Origin of the sequence: Marmoricola sp. RAF53, assembly GCF_052114005.1 — a bacterium.
GTDB lineage: Bacteria > Actinomycetota > Actinomycetes > Propionibacteriales > Nocardioidaceae > Marmoricola.
Map to the genome: position 1 here is coordinate 26614 of NZ_JBFRDX010000004.1, position 20572 is coordinate 47185.

Genomic DNA, 20572 nt, shown 5'->3' on the forward strand with positions numbered 1-20572 from the left:
CGGAGCGAGCGCCGGAGAGTTCGTCCGCATCCAGGAGTTCTCCGACCCCGTCGGTGCCTGCGACGAATCCGCCAGGCAGCCAGGTGAACGATGCGGCCTCAGCACTCGATTCGCTGCGCGTGTCCCCCCGTCCACCCGCTCAGTCTGACTACCGGCGTGCGGCGTTCGGAACATCGTGGAGCGACACCGACGGCAACGGCTGCAACCAGCGTGACGACGTACTGCAGCGTGACGCTGTCCCCGGGAGCCTCCGGGTTGGCGAGCAGGGCCGGTGTGACCACGACGTGCTGGCGGGTCGATGGGTCGACCCGTACTCAGGGGCGGATCTGGAGCTCGACGATCTGAAGGATCGGTCGCAGGCCCAGGCGGTGCAAGTCGACCACGTGGTGCCGTTGGCCGAGGCCTGGGTGTCAGGGGCACGAGGTTGGTCCGACGAGCGCCGACGCTTGTTCGCCAACGACCTTGAGGAACTCCTGGCGGTCAGCGGCCGCGTCAATGCCAGCAAGGGTTCAGGCGATCCAGCGGCTTGGCGGCCACGGAAGGCGTACCAGTGCAGCTATGCGAGGAAATGGATCGCGACCAAGCAGCGATGGGACCTCGCGGTCGACCCGAGCGAGGTGCGGGCGCTGCGGGAGATGTTGGCCTTCTGCTGAGGACATGTGGCCGTTCTCGGCTCTGCATTCTTCTGGGGACAGCGCGTAAGAAGTGGGAGGAACTGGCAGTCATTGCTGGTAGACGGCCAGGCACCAGCCCGGCCCGACCAACCAGCGAAAGGCTGCTGACCACATGCGACGCTCGGGCATTCTCGCCACCTTGGTCCTCGCCCTGCTCCTGCCGGCGATTCCGGCAACCGCCGACCACGGCGGCTTCAGTGGGGGCGGCATCAGCGGCCCTGGCGACCAGGTGCCGGCCACGGTCCGCGCCCAGGACGCGGAGAAGCAGAAGGTCGCCGATGCGTACCTTCGCGCTAAGTACGGACCAGGCTCGGCGGCAGCGCTCTCCAAGGCTGCGCGGAACTACGCAGGCCGGTACCCGAAAGCCGCCGAGGGGCGCCTCGGCGGTCGCGCCGGGCGAACACCGGGATCCGCAGAACGTGCTGTCGCGGGGTCGGCGTTGGCGATCACCAAGCTCGATGTCGCCCATTACGCCCAGCTCAAGAGCTACTACTGCGGGCCGGCCACCGGAAAGATGATCCTCGCCTACAAGAACGAGGGGCCCAGCGCTCTGACGGGTGCCGTTCAGAACCAGTACAACATCGGAGACGCGAGCCACATGCGGACGGACATCAACGGGAAGACCGGCTGGGATTCGGGTTTGTTCCGGATCGGCCTGAACAAGTGGCGCGTCGGAACGTCTAACGGCTACTACGTCGACAAGGACTCGCCGACGCCGGCAGAGTTCAAGTCGAATCTGGTCTACGACATCGACAACAGCTTTCCGGTTGCCGCGAATACCGTCGAGACGGCCGGAAAAGCTCATTACAACGGTCATCCGAAGGCCCAGACGATTGGGCACTGGATCGTTGCTCGGGGCTACTACTCCTACGGCGACGGGACGAACTTCCTCGACCCCTCGACGAGCGTCTGGGACTCGGCGCAGCCTGCCTTCACCTCCAGCACTGGCGATTTTGCGGCCACGTACCTGCAGATCAACGGAATCACCTGGTGACGAGACGTACTGCGCTGCTGCCAGCGGCCGCGGTGCTCGCGGTTCTTGGACTGCTTGCAGGGTGTGGCGGCGAGGCACGATCCGAGCCCTCGGCGAAGGCCGCCGCCACCGAGCCTCCGCCGTCGCGTCCCACTGCGCCACCGCCGACCACATCACCCGGGATCGCGGTCACGGGGGTGGAGAGAATCGGCCTTGACCCATTCCGGCGGACGCGCACCTTTTCGGGGTTGGAAGGGGCGAACAGCGTTGAGCTGATCACCGTGGATGGACACGGCTCGCTCCTCCTGGGGCGAAGCAGGGTGTATCGGGACGAGACGGTGCCGGTCAGCGTGCTGAGCATCCAAGAGCAGGACGGAACTGTGTCCCGGATACCGAGTCCGGCCCGAGAGCGTCGGCAGCAAACACTCGGCGGGGCGCTCAACGACGACTGGGCGGTCTGGATGGAGACGACGAGCGCCGGGATCGACACCACGCCGTGGGTGCTCTACGCCTTTGACCGCACAGAGCGCCGGACTCGCGAGATTGCGAAGTCACCCAAGATCGACGGGCGCGACCCGGTTCCGCCGCCCGGCTACACCGGGCCCGCGTTGAGTGGGGGTTGGGTCTCGTGGGCCCAGATCGGCGGACACCGGGGGGCCGAGCGCGTCGACATCTACTCGTGCCGCGTCGCGAGCTGCACGCCGCGCAGGGTTGCTCGACGTTCAGCGTTCCCGTCGGCCCACGGGAACCGGCTCTTCTACATCGACTACCCGTCGCGGCTCGTCAACGGTGAGCCGACACGGCCGTCGAGCATGCGCATCAAGGCATACGACTTCGGCTCCGGTCGCGCATCAACGATTGCGACCGTTCCCCTCCAGGCCGGCCAGTCGCCAGGAGGCTTGGCGGTTGGCGGAAGGCAGGCGCTGTGGATCGTGCGCGGGCCGACGGACTTCGCCCACGTGTACGACCTTGCCACGCACGACGTGACACTGGTGCGGGCGGAGGACGAAGGCGGGTTCGGATATCCCGTCGCTGGCGACGACTTCGTGGCCTGGGGGGAGAGCATGGGCAACTCGCCGGACGAGGTCGGCGGCTACGTGGTGCTCGCGGACGGGCGGCTGCGGTCAGTCGGCAACCACTCAGGGCTTTACGGGTTCGAGGCGAGTGGTCGCTACCTGGCATGGCAGGACGTGCTGCCCCAGGGTGCGCCGTACACGCCGGAACGGGTCCACTGGAGAGTGGGCGAACTCAGAGGGCGGTGAGCCCCCACCCGCTACACGGCGACGATGTTCCCCCGGATCGCCTCCAGCATCTCGGGCCCGACCTCCGGGACCCCGTGGTCCTGCATCGCGTGCACGGTGACGAGCTCGAGGATGCGCTCCTGGGTGTCTTCTTCGAATCGGGCGGAGCAGCCGGGGACGGCGTCTCCGCACGAGAGCTGGAACTTCATGATTCCTCCTGGTCGGTGCTCGGACGGGGGATCCGGGTGTAGAGCACAGTCGTGTCGTCGTCGCCTTCGGCGCCGAGCAGGCCGCCGTGGGCGACGGTGAGGGCGCGGGCGATGTAGAGGCCCATGGTGACGCCGGTGGTGTCGTCGTTGGCGCCGAAGGGATCGAACAGCGCCTTCAGGACGGCGGGGCTGATCGGGGTGCCTTCGCGTACGACGCGGACCTCGGTCCACGCGCTCGTCTCGATGACGTCAACGGCAACGGACGAAGGCGCGGGGTCGCGGTGGGCGGTGAGCCAGAGGTCGCGGAGGATCCGGCTCAGCAGCGCCGGGTCGGCGTACGCGAGCAGCGACGCGCCAGTGCGGACGGCGGGGGAGCCGGGGAGGTCTCGCGCCAGGGCACCCACTGCGACGTGTTCGCGGTTGACGCGGACCCGGCCGAGCGAGACGCAGGCGGCGAGCTCGACGTCGTAGATGCTGGTGGACAACCGGTCGAGGGAGTCGGTGAGGACGTCGATCGCCCGGGCGGCGTCCTCGGGCGGCAAGCCCTCCTCGGCGAGCTCCATCGCCCAGCCCTTGGCCACGGTCACCGGGGTCCGGAGCTCGTGGGCGAAGGTGGCGAGGAACCGGTCGCGCTGGCGCGCCTCGTCAGGATCCGGTCGGTTGGTGACGGCGGCGGTACCGGCGACGAGGAAGTCACGCACCCAGCGGTGCACGACCTGGGCCTCGATGTCCCACTCCGCCGCCACGCTCTCGGCCTCGCGTCCGCTGAGCACCTCGAGCACCATCGCCACCCGCGGGTCGACGTCGGAGGTGACGGCGACCCGGGGATCCCCCGAGCCGCCCGCCGACGTCTGTCGTGCGAACTCTGCCCGCCCCAGGATCCGTGCGTCCGGCATCGCGGCTTCCGTCATCCCTGGTACGCGTATCCCCAAGGCGTCGCCGGACCGAACGCGTACGCGACCGGCGGTGCATCGCCCTTGTGGACGGCGCAGTAGGTGTCCCGCGGCCCGGTGGAGCTCAGCAGCGGGACGTACGACATCCCGGTCAGGATGGTCTGGGCGGCCGTGTTGGCCTCGTTCTCGATGTTCGCGGCGACGGCCGCGCGCGCGGCCGGGGTCGTCGCGGAGACGAGCGCTTCGGCGTTGCGCCAGGCGTTCTCGCGCCAGGCCGAGACCATCTGGAACAGGGTGGCGTTCCCGATGCCGAGCGGATCGGCGGTGTCGTCGATGCTCGGGTCGAAGCGGGCCGCGAACTCGGAGATCAGAGCCGACGTCGCCTGGTAGAGCCATTCCTCGACAGCGTCGTAGTCGCGCTTGCGGCTGCTGCCGTCCGGGGCGACGAGACCGACGGCCGCCATCACGTACGGCAGGTCGCGGTTGATGTGCGCGTTCATGCCGAGCAGCAGGTCGCCGGCACCGCTGACGCGCTTGTTCTTCGCAGCGTCGAACGCGGTCAGCCAGGAACTCGGGACGGCGGCACGGTTGCCGTTCGTCCAGTTGTAGTAGGCGTCGGTGTAGTACCGCGCGAAGACCGCGTCGACGTGGTTGAAGTAGGGGACGTCCTCGTAGTAGCCGGGGATGTCGCGGGTGAAGCCGTACAGCTGGGTCATCCGCACGTACGCGCGGGCGAAGATCGCGTTGTGGCTGCACGCGCTCGCCGTCTGGTCCGCGATCCGGCTCTGCTCCTTGAGCGTCGCCTGCAGGCAGTTCGACCGGCCGGCGGCACAGTCGTTGTCGCTCGCCGGGACGTACTCGTCGGTCCACCCCGGCAGGTACGACGACCACGGGACGTACGGGACCAGATCGGCCCGCGCCGGTGACGCCGCGCCGAAGGCGGACAGCGTGGTGATCAATCCTGTTGCGACGATCCCGACAAGGACTCGGGACCCACGCACCAACTTTGCCGACATCGCACCCTCCCCAGAGCGTTGTTCGCGCAATATGGGAGCATCGTCCGTTTTCGGGAGTTTGTCTAGGGGTGCACGAAAATCCGCCGTGTCGCAGCACGTCCGGTGGCCATCGCTCCGTCCTGCGGTTGCGGGTGGCTCGCTGCGTCTCGACAGGCTCGACGACCAGCCGGCGGGCGGGCTCGGCCGATCGAACCCCCGGGCCTAACGCTGACTGTTCCGCACGCAGCCGGCCGCCCGTCCCACCATCCGCAGCCGGCGCAGGTCACCGGACCCGTAGCGGTGGTTGGTGGGCAGCACGACCGGGTACATGACCTGGCTCGGTTCCAGCACGTGATCGAGGCCGACGAGGTGGCCGAGCTCGTGGAGGTAGACCTGGCCCCAGGTGATCGGGCCGGTGGGGGCGAAGCCGGTCCGGAGGCCGACCGTGCGGTCGAGCCGGATCAGGCCGGCGGTGTTCTCCCAGACGCCGTCGTGCTGGTCGATGTCGGTGGTGGTGCGGGCGGCGACCGGCCCGCGCAGGTCGGGGGTGGTGGCCGGGCTGCTCCAGCGGACGGTGACGTCGGCGGCCCGGCGGCCGACGTACACGAAGGTCATCCCGGTGGCGGCGGCGACGGTGCGGAAGGCGCGGCGGAGGTTGCGGGTGCCGGCGGCGTACGGGCTGCGGCCGACGATCCGGTAGGTGATCGGGTGGCACGGGTCCCAGCGCACGCCGTACAACCCGTACGCCGGCAAGCCGCGGTCGACCGCCGTTGACTTGGTGGCGGGGTCGGCCGGACCGGGCGACACCGTCAGGACGCCGGCCAGGACGATTCCCAGCAGGGCAGGGCGGAACAGCACGGCACTCACCCCTCGAATCAGGCGGCGACGACCCGGACGTCGAGATCAACGGGGGTGGTGAGAGCCCGGCGAACTGGCCAGATCCGGCCTGTCCTGGTGGGCGTTCCCGCGGACTGGCCGCGCAGTGGGCCTGTCCTGGTGGGGGAAGTTCCCCGTCAGAACCCAAGATGCGCCTCGGAGCGTGCAGATACAACGGCCCGAAGTGATCAGGGACATGCCGGGGATCCGTGCTCGCGACTGCTTACCCGTGGGTAGCATCCGCGCATGACCGACCGGAAGATTCCGCGCGACCGCACCGACGACTACGGCGCGGACGCGATCAAGGCACGTCAGGAGTTCGTCCGCGAGCACACCGGCAACGCCGTCGAGCACCAGGCGTCGTACTCGCTGGACCCGGCCACGCTGCCCGGCAACATCGAGAACTTCTTCGGCGTCGCGCAGGTCCCGATCGGTCTGGCCGGCCCGCTGCTGGTCAACGGCGAGCACGCGCAGGGGGAGTTCTTCGTCCCGCTCGCCACCACCGAGGGCACGCTGGTCGCGTCGTACAACCGCGGCATGAAGCTGTGCCGCGACGCCGGCGGCATCACCACGACGGTGCTGGACGACAAGATGCAGCGCGCCCCGGTGTTCTCGTTCGCCAACGCCCGCGAGGCGAAGGCGTTCAGCGCCTGGCTCGACGAGAACTTCGAGCCGATCGCCGCCGCCGCGGAGACGACGACGTCGTCCGGGAAGCTGCTCGACATCCAGAAGTTCTCGGTCTCCAAGCTGCTCTACACCCGCTTCAACTACAGCACCGGCGACGCGGCCGGACAGAACATGACCGGCAAGGCGACGTTCGCCGCGTGCGCCTGGATCAAGCAGAACTACCCCGGTGAGCTGCACTTCCTGCTCGAGGGGCAGTTCGCCACCGACAAGAAGACCTCGGTGGTGAACATGCTGCACACCCGCGGCAAGCGGGTGGTCGCCGAGATCACGCTGCCCGCGGCACTGGTCGAGGAGCAGATGCACGTCTCCACCGACAAGCTGTTCAGCGCCCGCCTCAAGGGCCAGCTCGGCTCGATCATGTCGGTGACGAACAACAACGGGAACCACTCCGCCAACGGCATCACGGCACTCTTCATCGCCACCGGCCAGGACGTCGCGAACGTCGCGGAGTCCTCTGCCCTGTACGGGTTCTCCGAGCTGCTCCCCAACGGCGACTTCTACGCCTCCGTGACGCTGCCGTCGCTCATCGTCGCCACGTACGGCGGCGGCACCGGCCTCGCCACCCAGCGCGAGGGCCTGGAGATGCTCGGCTGCTACGGCGCCGGGGGAGTGCACAAGTTCGCCGAGATCGTCGCGGCGACGGTGCTGGCCGGGGAGCTCTCCCTCGGGTCGGCGGTCGTCGCGGAGGAGTGGGTCCAGGCGCACGACGATCTCGGCCGCAACCGGGCCTGACGGCCGCGGAGCAAACCTCTCAGCTCCGGTCCGCGCCTGCCGATGTCGATGATGTACCCCTGCGGCCCGGAGCCGCTGACCTGCTTCCGAGGAGCAACGTGAACTTCCCCTCCCTGTCGAGGATCCTGCCTGCCCGTCGAGTCCGCCGCAGTGCCGCCGCCGTCGTCGCGGCCCTGGCGGTCACGACCGCCGGCGTCCTGACCGCTGGTGCCGCCGTCGCCGACCCGGCGCCTCAGACCATCGACTTCCCGGCACTCTCCGACGGCAGTGTCGGTGGTCTCCAGAACCTGCACGCGGTCGCCGACTCGGGCCTGCCGGTCTCCTACACGGCGGAGCCGGCCGAGGTCTGTTCCGTCGGCCACAGCGACGCGAACCAGGTCGACTACGTGCACACGCTCAGCCCCGGCACGTGCACCGTCACCGCCACCCAGGCCGGCGACGGGACGACGGCTCCGGCCGAGCCGGTCGCGCAGTCCTTCGAGGCCGCGGCGGTGATCTCGTTCTACCGGATCTTCGACCGCGCGATCGGGTCCGAGCAGACCCTGCAGGCGTACAGCGTCGGGACCGAGGACCCGGTCACCTTCGCCGCTTCGCCCGCCGACGTCTGCGAGGTCGCGCACGTCGGCGCCGCCGACGTGGTGCGGTCGCTCGCGGTCGGCACCTGCACGGTGACCGCGTCGTCGGTCCCCGGCGGCTCGTACGCCGCTGCGCCCGACGTCTCGCAGACCTTCGAGGTCTCCAAGCGCTACCAGCGGGTGGAGATCGCCTACCTGCAGGGCCTCAAGGTCGGTGAGCGCCAGCCGGTCCACGCGACGACGACCTCCGGGCTGCCCCTGACCTACAGCGTCGGCGACAACGCCGTGTGCTCGATCGTCGAGTCCGAGACGGGACCCGAGGTCGTGGCCGTCCACGACGGAAGCTGCACCGTGACCGCGAGCCAGGCCGGCACCGCGGAGTACGCAGCAGCGTCCTCGGGGACCTCGTTCTACATCGAGTCCGTCAACACGCCTCCGGTGGTCCGGGGCGGTGCGACCTCGCAGGTCGCCGGGAGCACCCGGACGCTCGTGGTCGACGCCAGCGACGTCGACGCGCAGACGTTGACGATCACGACGACGAACAACGTGCCGGCCAACAACAAGGCGGGCTTCTCGGTGACGCCGCTCCCCGGCAACAAGCTGGCGATCCGGTCCTCGATCTGGTTCACCGGCGTCGTCCGGATCACCGTGACCGTCACCGACACCTGGGGCGCCACGGCCACCGCGACGATCACCGACACCGTGTACCCGCCGGCCGTGACCGGCCTGGTCGCCAAGCAGAAGCGCACCGGCAAGGCGACCGTGAGGTGGAAGGCGTCCCCGGTCGAGATGGCGGTCTACGAGATCCGCGTCGGTGCGAAGGTGGTGGCGAAGACCACCGCTGCGTCCGCGAAGATCCCGCACGTCGCCGCCGGCAAGAAGGTGACGGTCACGGTCCTCGCCTACGGGACGCGCTCGCCGGCGGTCTCGGTCAAGCCGCGACGCGCCTGAGTCGTGCCCCGAGCCCTGCTCCACCCGCTTCTGCTCTACCCGGTCCTGCTCGTCTCGCTGCTCGCGCTCGCCTCACCCCTGCGAACGCCCGCTGATCGTTCGTCCACCGCTCCAGAACCCCTGACCACCCGGGCGGTGGGCGGCGTACCGGTCGAGACCGCGAACGCCCCCGTCGCGGTCCTTCCCGGATCCCCCATCGCCGCCCACCGCTACGGGCTCTTCGGACTCCGCTGGGACCCGTGCCGGCCGATCACCTACCGGATCAACGCCCGGGGTGGCTACCGCGGTTCGACCGCCGACCTCCGGTTCGCGTTCCGCACGATCGGCCGGGCCACCGGCATCGTCCTCGTCTACCAGGGCCGGACGAACCGGGTGGCGTTCCAGAGCGGTCGCGACCCCCGTGCCGACATCACCGTCTCCTGGGCTTCGCCCTCCCAGGTACGACGCCTCCGCGGCCCGGTCGCCGGCCTCGCCAGCACCGCGATCGTCCGCCACGACGGGGTGGTGGAGAACGTCCGGGGGCAGATCGCGCTCGACCGGACCCAGGAGGTCCGGCCCGGCTACGCGACCAGCGGCCCGCCGACCTGGGGGCAGGCGTTCCTGCACGAGATCGGCCACGTGATGGGCCTGGACCACGTGAACGGGCGCCGGCAGGTGATGAACCCGGCGATCACCCGGTGGAACCACGTGCTCGGGATGGGGGATCTGCTCCGGCTCCGGCTGGTCGGCCGTGCCGCGGGGTGCATCGCGAACAGCGCGCGGTGAATCAGTAGCCGTAGGGCGTGAGCTCTTCGTCGAGGACCACGACGCCGGGGTCGGTCGGGTCGACCTTGACGGCGATGCTCGCGCCGGGCTGGACCTTGCTCAGCATCAGCTGCGAGATCAGCTGGCGCGCGAGCACCACGCGCGGTGCCGCGCCGGGTGCGGTGACCTCGAGCTCGAGGTCGACGTACGGGTGGTTGTTCAGGCTGCCGCTGGTCTGCGCCCGCAGCACGGTCGCGGTCGCCGGGGTGCCGTCGGCCCAGACCCGCCGCCGGAGGGTCTTGCTGCTCCGCCAGGTGCGGAAGGCGTACCCGCCGAACGCGAGGGCGGTGCCGACGGCGAGGACGGCGGTCAGCGTGATCACGACCGGGTTCTGCGTGATCAGGGCGATCACGAGGAAGACCCAGAACAGGCTTCCGGGCAGCAGGACCAGCCGGTTGACCGGCTTGTCGGTGATCGGCCTGCGCACGGCAGTATTCGACCAGATCTCACGCGCGCCGGGAAGAAACAGCGGCCTGCTCCGTGACGGCGGGGGCCGCTTTCGCGTCTATCTCCCGGAACGCCCGAAAAGGTCGGGCGGCCATCCCCGAGTGTGGAAGCCCTCCCATGCCCCTGCGCCCCCAGTCCTCGCTGCCGCATGCCCTGACGACGGCCCTGGTCCTCGGACTCCTCGCCGCCGGCCCGAGCCACGACACCCAGGAAGCCCCCGCACCCCGGATCCCGCAGCGGATCGAGTCGGTCCCCGAGGCCGTCGCGGTGCGCACCGCGACCGCCGAGGCCGGCCCCGGTTACGGCTTCTTCGGCACCCGCTGGGACCCGTGCCGGCCGATCACCTACCGGGTCGCGCTGCGCCAGGGCTACCCGGGCTCGGTCGACGACGTGCGCCGGGCCTTCCGGCGGGCCGGCCGCCTGGCCGGGGTGCGGTTCGTCTACCAGGGCCGGACGAGCCGGATCGCCTTCGACACCGGTCGTGACCCGCGGGCCGACATCACGGTCTCCTGGGCGACGCCGCACCAGGTCCCGGGTCTGCGTGGCGGCGTGGCCGGACTCGCGAACACCTCGGTCGTGGTGCACGACGGCGTCTGGGAGAACGTGAAGGGGCAGATCGCGCTCGACGGCACCCAGGGCGGGTTGCGGCGCGGGTTCGCGCGGTCCGGCTCGCCGACCTGGGGGCAGGCGCTGCTGCACGAGATCGGTCACGTCCTCGGCCTGGACCACGTCGACGAGCGCAACGAGGTGATGTACCGGACGATCGGCCGCCGCAACCACGACTACGGGCCGGGGGACCGGCGCCGGCTCCACCGGGTCGGGCGGGCGGCGGGCTGCATCCCGGACAGCCGGCGCTGACTCTCAGCCCGCGGCGCCGCTCCGGGCGAGGGCGTGCTTGGGCAGCCGCACGATCCAGGCGGCGTCGTCGTGGGAGACCTGCCCGCCGACCGCGGCGGCCAGGTCCTCGGCGCGGGTTCCGGGGACGGCCAGGGGTCCGTCCGCGTGCACCCAGACCTCCAGGTGCGTGCCCCGGTCCTGGGCGCCGAGCGCGACGGCCCGACCTTGCGCGGCCGCGGAGGTGACGAGCTCGTCGACGAGCTGGATCACCGGCTGCGGGTCGAGCCGGGTGGGCAGCAGGCCCGCGGGGGCGTAGCTGACGTTGATCCCGATCCCGCCGAGCCGGCTGACGGTGTCGGCGACGAGCACGTCGAGGTCGAGGTCGATCGCGGTGGAGGAGAGCTGCTTCTGCGCGCCGGTGAGCAGGGTGTCGATCGCGGCCGAGAGCCGGTCGAGCTCGCCGGTCGCGCGGCTGATCTCCGCCCCGATCGTCGGCGGCGTCTCCGGCCACAGCGCCAGGTCCTCCAGATCCAGGCGGAGCGCGGTCACCGGGGTGCGGAGCTCGTGCGAGGCGTGCACGGCCAGGTCGCGCTCGTGCTGCAGGGTCGCGTCCAGGGCGCGGCCGCTGGCCTCCAGGGCGGTCGCGATCGCACGCGCCTCCGGCACCTTGTACCGCGGCAGCGACGGCCGGAGCCGCCCGGCCCCCATCGCGCGCGCCGCCTCGGCCAGCTCGGTGAACGGGCGCGACAGCCGCCGGGCCAGCAGCAGACCGGCGAACCCGGCGAGCACGGCCAGCCCGAGCCCGAGCGCGACCAGGGGGAGCAGCGCCCCGGCGATCTCCTGGCTGACGGCGTCGCCTCCGCGGGTGACCGTGACCCGGCCACCGCCCTCGATCGAGGCGGTGGCGACGACGTCGTCCTTGTCCGTCGGCGGACCGTCGGTCGAGCGGACGACCACACCGCCGGCGGAACGCACGATGATCCGCTCGTCGCTGCCGGTCAGCGTGTTCAGGTACACCGCGTCCACGGGCGCACCGGCCGCCCGGTGGTCGACGACGGCGACGGCGATCAGGTGCGCGCTCCGGTCCACCTTCGCGTGCTCCTGGTCGCGGACGATGTCGGCGAGCACGTAGGCGCGCGGGATCCCGTAGAGGGCGACCACGAGCACCGTCAGCCCGACGAACGCGACGACCAGTCGCTCGCGCACGGCTCAGCCCTCTTCGAGCCGGAAGCCGACCCCGCGCACGGTGACGATCCGCACCGGGGTGCCGCTGTCCTCGAGCTTCTGCCGCAGCCGGCCCATGGTGACGTCGAGGGTCTTGGTGGAGCCGAACCAGTTCTCGTCCCAGACCTCGTCCATCAGCCGCTCGCGGGTGAGCACGGTGCCGCGCTCGGAGTCGAGCAGGGCCAGCAGGTCGAATTCCTTCGAGGTCAGCGAGACCTCGGCGTCGTGCACCCAGACGCGGCGGCTGCCGGTGTCGACGCGCAAACCGTCGGGGGCCGCCGCGTCGACGACGTCGGGCTCGGCGGCGGCCGGCCGGGCCGAGCGGCGCAGCAGCGCACGGGTCCGGGCGAGCAGCTCGGCGAGCGCGAACGGCTTGCCGAGGTAGTCGTCCGCGCCGACGTCGAGCCCGACCACGCGGTCGAGCTCGCCGTGCCGGGCGGTGAGGATGAGGATGCCGCCGTCGTACCCGTCGGAGCGGAGCTGGCGGCAGACGTCGAGCCCGTCCATGTCGGGAAGGCCGAGGTCGAGCAGCACGAGGTCGATGCCGCCCTGGCGGGCGCGCTGGAGGCCGTCGGTGCCGTTGGCGACCCGTTCCACCTCGTAGCCCTCGCGATCGAGGGTGCGGACCAGGGGTGCGGCAATGCCGTCGTCGTCCTCGACGACGAGGAGTCGGTGGGTCACCTCAGAGAGCATACGGACGGTCCTCGTCGGCGTCCCGTGCCGACGACGGCGCGTCGGCGGCGGACCCGACGAGACCGAGCACCACGAGCGCGCTGCCGACGACGGCCAGGGCGAGGCCGGTCCAGCGGGCGCCGGTACTGCCCGGGCCGCCCACGGTCGCGACCAGGGTCTGGCCGGCGCCGGTGAGCAGGGCGAGCACGGCCGCGCCGAGCGCGGTCTCGAACGTCGGCCGCTGCCACAGCCGGCCGGCGACGACGACCGAGCCGAGCACCAGCGTGCCGACCAGCGCCAGCACGTAGGAGTCCAGCCGGGGACCGGTGGCGGCCTCCGCGGAGACCAGGCCGGCCATCGTGACCGTGACGACGGCGGCCGGGCGGCCGCTGCGCCGGACCCGGTCGCGGACCGGGGAGCGGTCCGGACCACCTCCTGCCGACGTGGTCATCAGAAGTCCCGGTCCAGGGTGCCGCGCTCCGAGGTCGGGGCGGTCGAGGCCGCCCGGCCGGTGGCGAGCTCGGTCACGAGCGCCGACGGCGTCCACAGCATCGTGGCGGTGGCCGAGACGGTCCGCAGGCCGCTGCCGCTGGCGACCGAGCCGAGCGTGATCGTCACGACGGTGGCGCTGCTGCCGTTCACGGTCGCGGTCGAGGCGACCATGGTGGCGTTGAACTGCACTGTCTTGCCGTTCTTGACGAAGTTCTGCGCCAGGTTCACCGAGCCGAGGTTCACCGCGCTGCCGTTGCGCAGCACGTCGACGGTGTCGCTGTTCGTCCCGCCGCCGACCAGCTTGCCGTCGCGCAGACGCAGGGAGACCGCGAGCGAGCTGCCGGACCAGCCGGAGGTGATCGAGGAGAGGGTGACGTCCTCGGAGTAGGTCAGCTTGAGCTGGTCGCCGGTCTCGAGCCGGCCGGCCTTGGCGCCGCCGTTGACCGTCTGGACGTCGTACCCGCGCAGCGGGCTGTTGTCGACGCGGCGGGCGCTGACGACGGCCGAGGTGGTGTTCTTGCCGGCACCGTCCAGCAGGACCGCGCGGAAGTCGTAGAGCCCGTCGGTCAGCGTGGTGGTGTCCAGGGCGCAGGTGTACGGCGCCGCGGTGTCGGTGCAGACGGCGGTCCAGGTGCTGCCGCCGTTCGGCGCCCGCTCGATCCGGACCGAGGTGACCCCGGCGCTGGAGTTCGCGCTCGCCGTCAGGGTGACCGTGCCGTTCAGGTAGGCGCCCGGGTCCTCCATCGAGACCGTCGAGACGGTGTTGTCGACGACGCGGTTGGCGACCGTCGCGGAGGTGGTGCTGTTGCCGGCGTCGTCGGTGGCGACCGCCCGGAAGGCGTAGGTGCCGTCGGTGAGCTGGGTGGTGGCGTAGCGGCAGCTGAACGGCTCGACCGTGCTGGTGCACAGCGTCGTCCAGGTGCCGGTGCCCGAGCGCTGGTACTGCAGCAGCACCTGCGCCACGCCGGACTCGGCGTCGGTGGCGGTGGCCGCGAAGGTCACGGTGCCGCGCAGCGGCGTGCCCGGGTCGGTCATCGTCACGCTCGGCGCGATGTTGTCGACGAGGACGTCGGAGACCAGCGCCGAGGTGGTGCTGCTGGTGCCGAGCGTCGCGACGGCGCGCAGGTCGTAGGACTCACCCTGGGTGAAGGCGCTGCCCGCGGTGTTCCAGGTGCAGGTGTACGGCGCGAGCAGGTTGGTGCACACGTTCTTCCACGTGGTGGTCCCGGAGACGGCGTACTGGATCGCCACGGTGTAGGGCAGGATCCCGGCGTTGTAGAGGGTCGCGGTCAGGCCGACGTTGCCGCGGACGACGTCGCCCGGGTCACCGAGGACGACCAGCAGGTTGTTCGCGACCGTGGTGGTGACGCTGTCCGAGGTCGTCGCGTAGCCGGCGTCGTCGGTGGCGACGGCGCGGAGCGCGTACTCGCCGTCGGCGCCTGACCTGGTGCTCCAGCTGCAGCTGTACGGCGCCGCGGTGGTCGTGCACAGCGTGGTCCAGCCGGTCGCGCCCGGGGCGAGGAGCTGGATCGTGACCGAGGCGATCCCGCTGCGGTCGTCGGCCGCGTCGGCGGTGACCGTGACGGTGTCCTTGGCCGGGGTGGCGGGGGTGCGGACCGAGACGGTCGGCGGAGTCCAGTCGTTCGCCGCGGAGACCGTGCTGATCGCGTTGGTCGACGTCGAGGTGAAGGTGGCGCTGGAGAGACCCGGCAGGCCGAAGGCGACGACACCCAGGACGGCCGCGAGGGCCATCAGGGGGAGCCAGCGGCGGGTCATCGGATCTCCTCGGTGCCAGGGGTGCGGCGGGTCTTGGTGAGAACGCTACGGAGCAGCGGACAACGGGACGGCAACAGCGCGAACGGGCTGTTCCACAGGTCGGTAACAGTCCGGGGGACACCTCGCCCGCACCGCCCCCAGGACGATGCGGACGAGGGTGCTTCCCCCCAGGCTCCGGCGTCGGGATCCCTCCCGTGACGAGCTCAGACGAGCTGGTCGGTCCCGACGCTGGATGGGTTTCGCTGCGACGGGATGACGTACGTCGGCAGCGCCTCGGTGGCCACGGACACGGCCTTCTCCCCACGCCTGCGCTCGCGCATCGCTGCGACGAGCTGGCCGAGGGCACCGAGGGCGATCAGGGCGGCCGGGAGCCCGATGACGAGCATCCGGACCTCCCGGTCGGCGAGGGCGATGAAGATCCAGCCCGCACGCGGGACCGCGAACTGGACGACCGGCTGCTCGGTGTCGACGAGCCGGAAGTGCCAGGGGTCCTGCTTCGGGTTGGCGTCGCCCTTCGTGGTGAACAGCGTGCCGCCACCGGCGGCCGGCTCCATCTTCACGACCCGGTGCGTGACCAGGGTCGGGACGCCGGAGTCGGCCGGCGGCAGGTAGGTGATGACGTCGCCGACCTTCAGGTCCTCGACGGCGACCGGCTTCTCGAAGACCACCGAACCCTTGTCGTAGGTGCCGGTCATCGAGCCGCCGGTGATGACGTAGCGGCTGAACCCGAACAGGGCCGGGACGATCCAGGCGACGCAGCCGAGGATGAGCAGGACGATCACGGCGTTGACGGTCCAGCGGATGCCGCGGCGTACGCGTGCGGCGCGGTCCGTGCCGAGGTCGGTCTGGGTGCTCATCGCGCGGCTCCTACGAGGTCGGGTGGATCACTCGGTGGGCGGTGACCTGCGGGAGAGGCGCTTCCCCCGTGGAGCGCCTCTCCCCGGCGGTCACTGGTCGGTGGTTCCGCCGGCCAGCTGGACCGAGCTCCAGCTGTAGACCGCGTTGGCGGTCTTGCCCTGGTCGGCGTTCGGGGTGTCCTGGTTGAGCTTCACGGTGAAGCGGAACGTGTGCGCGGCACCCGCTGCCCAGTCGCCGAGGGCGGTCTTCGCGCCGTCGGTCAGACCGCCGAAGGTGCCCGAGTAGACGGTGGCGCTGCTGGTGGTGTCGACGATGTCCAGCGTCAGGTTCGAGCCGGCGAAGCCGTTGTTCGAGGAGACCTCGGTGAGCGAGAACGTGGCCGGCAGCGAGCCGGTGTTCGTCAGCGTCAGGGTGCCGTTGAGCACGTCGCCGGGCTTCATGCCGGTCAGGTTGAAGATCGCCTGGCCGTCCTTGGAGTTCGTGTGCGTCAGCGTGCCGGAGGTGACGGCGCTGATCGTGTTCCCGGTGGTGGAGTTGAAGGTCGCACCCGAGCCCACGGCGATGGCACCGGCGGCGACGAGGGTGGCGAGGGGGAGGAGGATCGTGCGGTTCATCGGGTGCTCCTGGCGTTCGTGCAGCGATCCGCTGCGATCTGGTCAGACGGTGTTTCGGCGATGAACAGAACGCTAGGGAGCCGAGGGCAACGGCCCGGCAACACGAGATCCCCGGCCGGGACACATCCCGGTACCGCTTCGACAAGCCCGGGTAACAGGGGCGGCCCGTCGGACCTGCCGTCAGCGCCCGAAGGCGGGCTTCTGCTTGGCGAGGAACGCGCGGACGCCCTCGGCGAAGTCGGGGCCGTGGTAGACGGCGGCGAGCAGGGCCGCGTCGGACTCCGGCTCGGCCTCCAGCAGGGCGGCCCGGGCGGTGAGCTGCGCCTTGGTCGCCCGCATCGTGACACCGGAGGCGGCCAGCAGACCGTCGACGACGGTGGTGAGCTCGGCGTCGAGGTCCTCGACCACCGACATCACCGCGCCGACGGCGTACGCCCGGTCGGCGGTGGTCAGCCGGGAGGTGAGCAGCATCTCCCGGGTCAGCGACTCGCCGAAGACGCTCGCGCAGCGGTAGACGATCGAGGCCGAGAGCGCGTTGCCGAGGGTGCGGGCGATCGGGTAGCCGAACCGCGAGTGCGGGGTCGCGATCCGCAGGTCGCAGTGGGTGGCGACCGCCAGGCCGCCGCCGACGCAGGCGCCGTCGACCGCGGCGATCGTCACCTGGGGCAGCTCGAACAGGGCGACGAGGAGCTCGCGGATGCTCTCCTCGTAGGTCACCGCGTCCCGGTCGAGGAAGTCGGAGATCTCGTTCCCGGCGGCGAACGCCTTGCCGCCGGCGCCGCGCAGCACGAGCACCCGTACGCCGGTGTCGTCGCGGAGCTCGTCGCACAGCTCGCGCATCCCGGCGTACATGGCGGCGGTGAAGGCGTTGCGCCGCTCGGGGCGGTTGAACACGACCTCGACCACGCCGTCGCGGCGGTGGACCTGGAGCTCCTCGGTGATCACGGGGGAGAGCCTAGATCGCGGGCTGGTTAGCCTGAGCCGGTGACCATCCTGATCGACCCGCCGCTGGTGCCCTGGCGCGGGCGGATGTGGTCGCATCTCGCCTCGGACGTCTCCTTCGAGGAGCTGCACGCGTTCGCGGCGGCCCTGGAGATCCCGGCGCGCGGCTTCGACGGGGACCACTACGACATCCCGGCGGAGTACTTCGACGTGGCGGTCGCGGCCGGGGCGGTGCCGGTGCGCAGCCGCGAGCTGGTCGAACGGCTCCGCGCGGCCGGGCTGCGCCGGCGGAAGCGGCCCCGGATCTCGGGCTAGCGGCGTCTTCCGGCCGGTCAGCCGAGCGCGGCGATCTCGGCGGCCAGGTTCTCCCGGGCGCGCGGCTCCCAGGTACGACGCGCGTGCTCGGTCCGGAACAGGGCCGGGCGGGAACGCAGCTCCTCCAGGACGGCGAGGCGGCCGGCCCGGAAGTCCGCGTCGGGGACGGCGGCGTAGTCCCGCCGGACCCCGGCGGCGTACTCGCGGTAGCGCGCGGGGTCGGCGGCGAGGATCGCCAGGTCGGCGTCGCAGAGCGCCGCGCCGACGGTGTCGTCCGGGGCGGGGTCGTGGGTCGTGGTCAGGCGGACCAGCCGCGCGACCTCGGTGACGTCGACCCCGGTCCCGGCGAGGTCGGCCTCGGCCAGCCGGGCCGAACGCTCCTCGTCGTCGGGGGCGCCGTCGTACACGGCGTCGTGGAACCAGGCGGCGAGCAGCAGCTCGGTGGACACGGTCGCGCCTGCGCGGGCGAGCTCGTCGAGGCGGGCCAGCACCTCCGCGAGGTGCCGGTCGTCGTGGTAGCCGCGGCCGGTCCGGTACGCCGCCAGCAGCCGGTCGCGCACCTCGGTGCGGTCGGGGAGCGGCCACGCGGCGACGAGCCGGTGCGCCTCCGAGGGGTCGGTCACACGCTCAACCTACGGTGACCTGACCGTTCGGTTGACCCGGATGGTTCGAAGTATCCATCCCCTTTCGTACCTTTTGCCCGTAAAGTCGCTGCCACGATCGACTGGAAGGTCATGGCCGGGGGAATGGCGAACAGCGCACACGACAGCGCACTGCCCGCGCGCGCGGGCGGGCGTCCTGGCGCCCGCAGGTCGAGCAGGTCCGCGGACCAGCAGCAGGCCGCCGCGGCCGGTCTCGACCTGCTGCGCGTGCTCGGCTGGCTCGTGCTGCACGACGTCGAGGTCCCCGAGCGTCCCGGCTGCCCGATCGACCACGTCGTGGTCGGCCCCTCCGGCGTCTACGTGATCAACGACGAGACCTGGTCCGGGACCGTCGCGTTCCGCGAGGACCTGGTCCTGCTCGACGGCGTCCCGCAGCTCGACGCGGCCGCCGAGGTCGGCGAGTCCGCGACCGCGGTGCGCGGCCTCCTCGGCGGCCTTCCGGTGGTCGGCGTGCTGTGCCTGGTGCGCTCCGACTCCGTCGCGGGCGTGGCCGGCGACGTGGCCGTCTGCTCGACCGAGAACATCCTCGACCTGCTCACCACCCAGCCCGGCCTCCTCGACACCGCGACCCAGCAGCAGCTCGCACGGTCGCTGCGCAGCGGGCTGCGCGCCGTCGACCCGCGGGTGCCGCAGGCCCCGAGCAAGTCCCGGTCCGCCGCACGCGCCGCCACCAAGGCGGACGTGACCGAGGTCGAGCCGCAGACGGGTTCCTCCTCGGCGAGGCACAAGGACCCCGCTCCGCGTCGCCGGCTGCGTCGCGGCGAGGCGCCTTCGGTCACCCCGCGGCACGTCGCGGGCAGCGAGCGACCGGTCCAGCCCGTGGAGGGCGCGCTGTCGCCGGCCCCGGTCGAGGCCCCGGTCGAGGCCCACGTGGAGCTGCCGGTCGAGGCCCACGTGGAGCCGACCGTCGAGCCTGTCGTCGAGCTTGCCCCCACGCTGGAAGAGCTGATGCCGCCGCCGCGCGTCGTCCGCGCACCGGTCGCGCCGTCCGCCGAGGAGCGCCGGGCGCTGGTCGCCGCGCCGCCGCTCGAGCCGCTGGTGGCCGAGGACTTCGTCGTCGACGAGGAGTACGCCGGGGTCGATGTCGCGGACGTCGAGGACTCCGGGCTCACCGACGCCGAGCGTGCGGCCGAGGAGGCTGCCGAGCTCGCCGAGATCGAGGAGGCGCGGCTCGCCCTCCAGGCGGCGATCGAGGAGGACCGGATCGCCCGCGAGCTCGCGGAGCAGGCCGAGCGTGCCGAGCGCATCGAGCGCGAGGCGGAGGAGCGCGCCGCTCTGGAGCTCCGCCGCGAGCAGCTCGAGCAGCGGCGCTTCGCGGAGGCCGAGGCGCGCGTCCAGGCGGCGCGTGACCGGGCCGCCCGGGAGAGTGCCGCCGCCGAGCAGGTCATCGCCGACCGGGTCGCCGCCGACCGGGCCGCCGACCGGGCTGCCGAGCCCGCCGAGAAGGACCTGCCCGCCCGCTTCGCCGGCCGGGAGATCGCCAAGGCCCCAGGGGCCCCTGGGGCCCCGGAGGTCGCGGATGCCGCGGCGCCCGCCAGGCACAAGGACCGGTCGCTCCGGAAGACGTTGATGCCGGCGCTCGTCGCCGCGCTGATGGTCGTCGTGATCGCCGGCGTCGTGCCGCGGGTCCCGGCCGCGATCACCTGGGTCCAGATCCAGCTCGGCAAGGTGCCGACGTACTCGCTCGGCACGAGTGCGTCGATCGGCGCCAACGCCTATCACCCGGCCCTCGACCTGCGCACGGGTGCGCCGGTCGCGACCACGCCCGTCGCGGGTGCGGTCGCGGACGGCGAGCAGCTGTTCGCGGTCCCCCTGCGGGTGCAGAACAACGGCTCGCTCGCCTGGTCGTTGCCGCTCGGCACCAAGGTCGAGGTGATCGACTCCCTCGGCATCGCGCACCGGGTCGCCGCCGGGATCACCGGCGTCGAGGCCGGCCGGCTGCTCCCGAACCCGCTGGACGTGTCCCCGGGGCACTTCGCGAACGGGTACCTCCCGGTTTCGCTGCCCGCGGGCCGCACGGTCTCGGAGGTCAAGGTGGACCTCGGCGGGGCCAAGGGCGACAAGGTCGTCTGGAAGGCCGACTAGGCCGGCGTACGGGTCCGAACAATCGTGCCATTGACCAA

22 protein-coding genes are annotated in these 20572 nt (G+C 71.6%); 9 read left to right on the forward strand and 13 right to left on the reverse strand.

The window, feature by feature from the left end; all coding sequences use genetic code 11:
* The first annotated feature begins 83 nt into the window (after positions 1–83).
* From AB4Y76_RS04290 to AB4Y76_RS04300, 3 genes are all read left to right on the forward strand, one after another.
* Positions 84–653, forward strand: a complete 570-nt coding sequence (locus tag AB4Y76_RS04290; RefSeq protein ID WP_441922479.1) for an HNH endonuclease family protein — start codon at positions 84–86, stop codon at positions 651–653.
* A 133-nt stretch (positions 654–786) separates the two neighbouring features.
* Positions 787–1668: a C39 family peptidase gene (locus tag AB4Y76_RS04295; protein WP_441922481.1), complete on the forward strand. Its 882-nt coding sequence runs from the start codon at positions 787–789 to the stop codon at positions 1666–1668.
* Positions 1665–2909: a hypothetical protein gene (locus AB4Y76_RS04300; RefSeq protein WP_441922483.1), complete on the forward strand. Its 1245-nt coding sequence runs from the start codon at positions 1665–1667 to the stop codon at positions 2907–2909. The genes AB4Y76_RS04295 and AB4Y76_RS04300 overlap by 4 nt, the downstream gene beginning before the upstream one ends.
* Positions 2910–2920: 11 nt before the next feature.
* Here AB4Y76_RS04300 and AB4Y76_RS04305 read toward each other — a convergent pair whose 3' ends face one another.
* The 4 genes from AB4Y76_RS04305 to AB4Y76_RS04320 form a co-directional block, all read right to left on the reverse strand.
* On the reverse strand, positions 2921–3097 hold the full coding sequence (locus tag AB4Y76_RS04305) for a DUF1059 domain-containing protein (protein ID WP_441922485.1): 177 nt from the start codon (positions 3095–3097) through the stop codon (positions 2921–2923).
* Positions 3094–3993: a sensor histidine kinase gene (locus AB4Y76_RS04310; RefSeq protein WP_441922487.1), complete on the reverse strand. Its 900-nt coding sequence runs from the start codon at positions 3991–3993 to the stop codon at positions 3094–3096. The genes AB4Y76_RS04305 and AB4Y76_RS04310 overlap by 4 nt, the downstream gene beginning before the upstream one ends.
* 11 nt (positions 3994–4004) lie before the next feature.
* Positions 4005–4949 (reverse strand): DUF5995 family protein, encoded by a 945-nt coding sequence (locus AB4Y76_RS04315; RefSeq protein WP_441922489.1) that lies wholly within the window; start codon positions 4947–4949, stop codon positions 4005–4007.
* A 258-nt stretch (positions 4950–5207) separates the two neighbouring features.
* Entirely contained in the window at positions 5208–5843 is a 636-nt protein-coding gene (locus tag AB4Y76_RS04320) for a matrixin family metalloprotease (protein ID WP_441922491.1), read from the reverse strand.
* A gap of 264 nt (positions 5844–6107) precedes the next feature.
* Here AB4Y76_RS04320 and AB4Y76_RS04325 point away from each other — a divergent pair, with 264 nt between their 5' ends.
* The 3 genes from AB4Y76_RS04325 (at position 6108) to AB4Y76_RS04335 (ending at position 9571) form a co-directional block, all read left to right on the forward strand.
* Positions 6108–7280, forward strand: a complete 1173-nt coding sequence (locus AB4Y76_RS04325; protein WP_441922492.1) for a hydroxymethylglutaryl-CoA reductase — start codon at positions 6108–6110, stop codon at positions 7278–7280.
* Positions 7281–7378: 98 nt separating this feature from the next.
* On the forward strand, positions 7379–8806 hold the full coding sequence (locus AB4Y76_RS04330; RefSeq protein ID WP_441922494.1) for an Ig-like domain-containing protein: 1428 nt from the start codon (positions 7379–7381) through the stop codon (positions 8804–8806).
* A gap of 3 nt (positions 8807–8809) precedes the next feature.
* Positions 8810–9571, forward strand: a complete 762-nt coding sequence (locus AB4Y76_RS04335; protein ID WP_441922496.1) for a matrixin family metalloprotease — start codon at positions 8810–8812, stop codon at positions 9569–9571.
* 1 nt (position 9572) lies between these two features.
* Here the strand turns inward: AB4Y76_RS04335 and AB4Y76_RS04340 are convergent, their stop codons facing one another.
* Positions 9573–10037 (reverse strand): hypothetical protein, encoded by a 465-nt coding sequence (locus AB4Y76_RS04340; RefSeq protein ID WP_441922498.1) that lies wholly within the window; start codon positions 10035–10037, stop codon positions 9573–9575.
* A gap of 137 nt (positions 10038–10174) precedes the next feature.
* On the opposite strand from AB4Y76_RS04340, the gene AB4Y76_RS04345 reads away from it, so the two are divergent.
* A complete protein-coding gene (locus tag AB4Y76_RS04345; RefSeq protein WP_441922500.1) occupies positions 10175–10915 on the forward strand; it encodes a matrixin family metalloprotease in 741 nt (246 codons plus the stop codon).
* A 3-nt stretch (positions 10916–10918) separates the two neighbouring features.
* On the opposite strand, the gene AB4Y76_RS04350 is transcribed toward AB4Y76_RS04345, so the two are convergent.
* The 7 genes from AB4Y76_RS04350 to AB4Y76_RS04380 form a co-directional block, all read right to left on the reverse strand.
* Complete coding sequence (locus AB4Y76_RS04350) at positions 10919–12100, reverse strand: sensor histidine kinase (RefSeq protein ID WP_441922502.1); 1182 nt, start codon at positions 12098–12100, stop codon at positions 10919–10921.
* A gap of 3 nt (positions 12101–12103) precedes the next feature.
* Entirely contained in the window at positions 12104–12799 is a 696-nt protein-coding gene (locus AB4Y76_RS04355; protein ID WP_441922504.1) for a response regulator transcription factor, read from the reverse strand.
* A gap of 1 nt (position 12800) precedes the next feature.
* Positions 12801–13241, reverse strand: coding sequence for a hypothetical protein (locus AB4Y76_RS04360; protein ID WP_441922506.1), 441 nt, complete (start codon positions 13239–13241; stop codon positions 12801–12803).
* Positions 13241–15058 (reverse strand): Ig-like domain-containing protein, encoded by a 1818-nt coding sequence (locus tag AB4Y76_RS04365; protein ID WP_441922508.1) that lies wholly within the window; start codon positions 15056–15058, stop codon positions 13241–13243. The genes AB4Y76_RS04360 and AB4Y76_RS04365 overlap by 1 nt, the downstream gene beginning before the upstream one ends.
* Before the next feature lie 203 nt (positions 15059–15261).
* Positions 15262–15915: a signal peptidase I gene (locus AB4Y76_RS04370; RefSeq protein ID WP_441922510.1), complete on the reverse strand. Its 654-nt coding sequence runs from the start codon at positions 15913–15915 to the stop codon at positions 15262–15264.
* A gap of 90 nt (positions 15916–16005) precedes the next feature.
* Complete coding sequence (locus tag AB4Y76_RS04375) at positions 16006–16530, reverse strand: hypothetical protein (protein WP_441922512.1); 525 nt, start codon at positions 16528–16530, stop codon at positions 16006–16008.
* Positions 16531–16710: 180 nt separating this feature from the next.
* Positions 16711–17475 (reverse strand): enoyl-CoA hydratase-related protein, encoded by a 765-nt coding sequence (locus AB4Y76_RS04380; RefSeq protein ID WP_441922514.1) that lies wholly within the window; start codon positions 17473–17475, stop codon positions 16711–16713.
* 39 nt (positions 17476–17514) lie between these two features.
* Here AB4Y76_RS04380 and AB4Y76_RS04385 point away from each other — a divergent pair, with 39 nt between their 5' ends.
* Complete coding sequence (locus tag AB4Y76_RS04385; RefSeq protein ID WP_441922516.1) at positions 17515–17787, forward strand: DUF4031 domain-containing protein; 273 nt, start codon at positions 17515–17517, stop codon at positions 17785–17787.
* Positions 17788–17804: 17 nt separating this feature from the next.
* On the opposite strand, the gene AB4Y76_RS04390 is transcribed toward AB4Y76_RS04385, so the two are convergent.
* Positions 17805–18410: an HD domain-containing protein gene (locus tag AB4Y76_RS04390; protein WP_441922518.1), complete on the reverse strand. Its 606-nt coding sequence runs from the start codon at positions 18408–18410 to the stop codon at positions 17805–17807.
* Between the two features lie 123 nt (positions 18411–18533).
* Here AB4Y76_RS04390 and AB4Y76_RS04395 point away from each other — a divergent pair, with 123 nt between their 5' ends.
* The gene (locus AB4Y76_RS04395) at positions 18534–20534 is read left to right on the forward strand and encodes an NERD domain-containing protein (RefSeq protein WP_441922520.1); all 2001 of its coding nucleotides are present in this window, start codon (positions 18534–18536) and stop codon (positions 20532–20534) included.
* Positions 20535–20572 lie beyond the last annotated feature (38 nt).

What these genes read in the sequence shown, in the direction of transcription:
- AB4Y76_RS04295 (WP_441922481.1), top strand. Translation starts at nt 787, where the DNA reads ATGCGACGCTCGGGCATTCTCGCCACCTTGGTCCTCGCCCTGCTCCTG.
- AB4Y76_RS04305 (WP_441922485.1), bottom strand. Translation starts at nt 3,097, where the DNA reads ATGAAGTTCCAGCTCTCGTGCGGAGACGCCGTCCCCGGCTGCTCCGCC.
- AB4Y76_RS04310 (WP_441922487.1), bottom strand. Translation starts at nt 3,993, where the DNA reads ATGCCGGACGCACGGATCCTGGGGCGGGCAGAGTTCGCACGACAGACG.
- AB4Y76_RS04325 (WP_441922492.1), top strand. Translation starts at nt 6,108, where the DNA reads ATGACCGACCGGAAGATTCCGCGCGACCGCACCGACGACTACGGCGCG.
- AB4Y76_RS04345 (WP_441922500.1), top strand. Translation starts at nt 10,175, where the DNA reads ATGCCCCTGCGCCCCCAGTCCTCGCTGCCGCATGCCCTGACGACGGCC.
- AB4Y76_RS04360 (WP_441922506.1), bottom strand. Translation starts at nt 13,241, where the DNA reads ATGACCACGTCGGCAGGAGGTGGTCCGGACCGCTCCCCGGTCCGCGAC.
- AB4Y76_RS04365 (WP_441922508.1), bottom strand. Translation starts at nt 15,058, where the DNA reads ATGACCCGCCGCTGGCTCCCCCTGATGGCCCTCGCGGCCGTCCTGGGT.
- AB4Y76_RS04370 (WP_441922510.1), bottom strand. Translation starts at nt 15,915, where the DNA reads ATGAGCACCCAGACCGACCTCGGCACGGACCGCGCCGCACGCGTACGC.
- AB4Y76_RS04375 (WP_441922512.1), bottom strand. Translation starts at nt 16,530, where the DNA reads ATGAACCGCACGATCCTCCTCCCCCTCGCCACCCTCGTCGCCGCCGGT.
- AB4Y76_RS04395 (WP_441922520.1), top strand. Translation starts at nt 18,534, where the DNA reads ATGGCGAACAGCGCACACGACAGCGCACTGCCCGCGCGCGCGGGCGGG.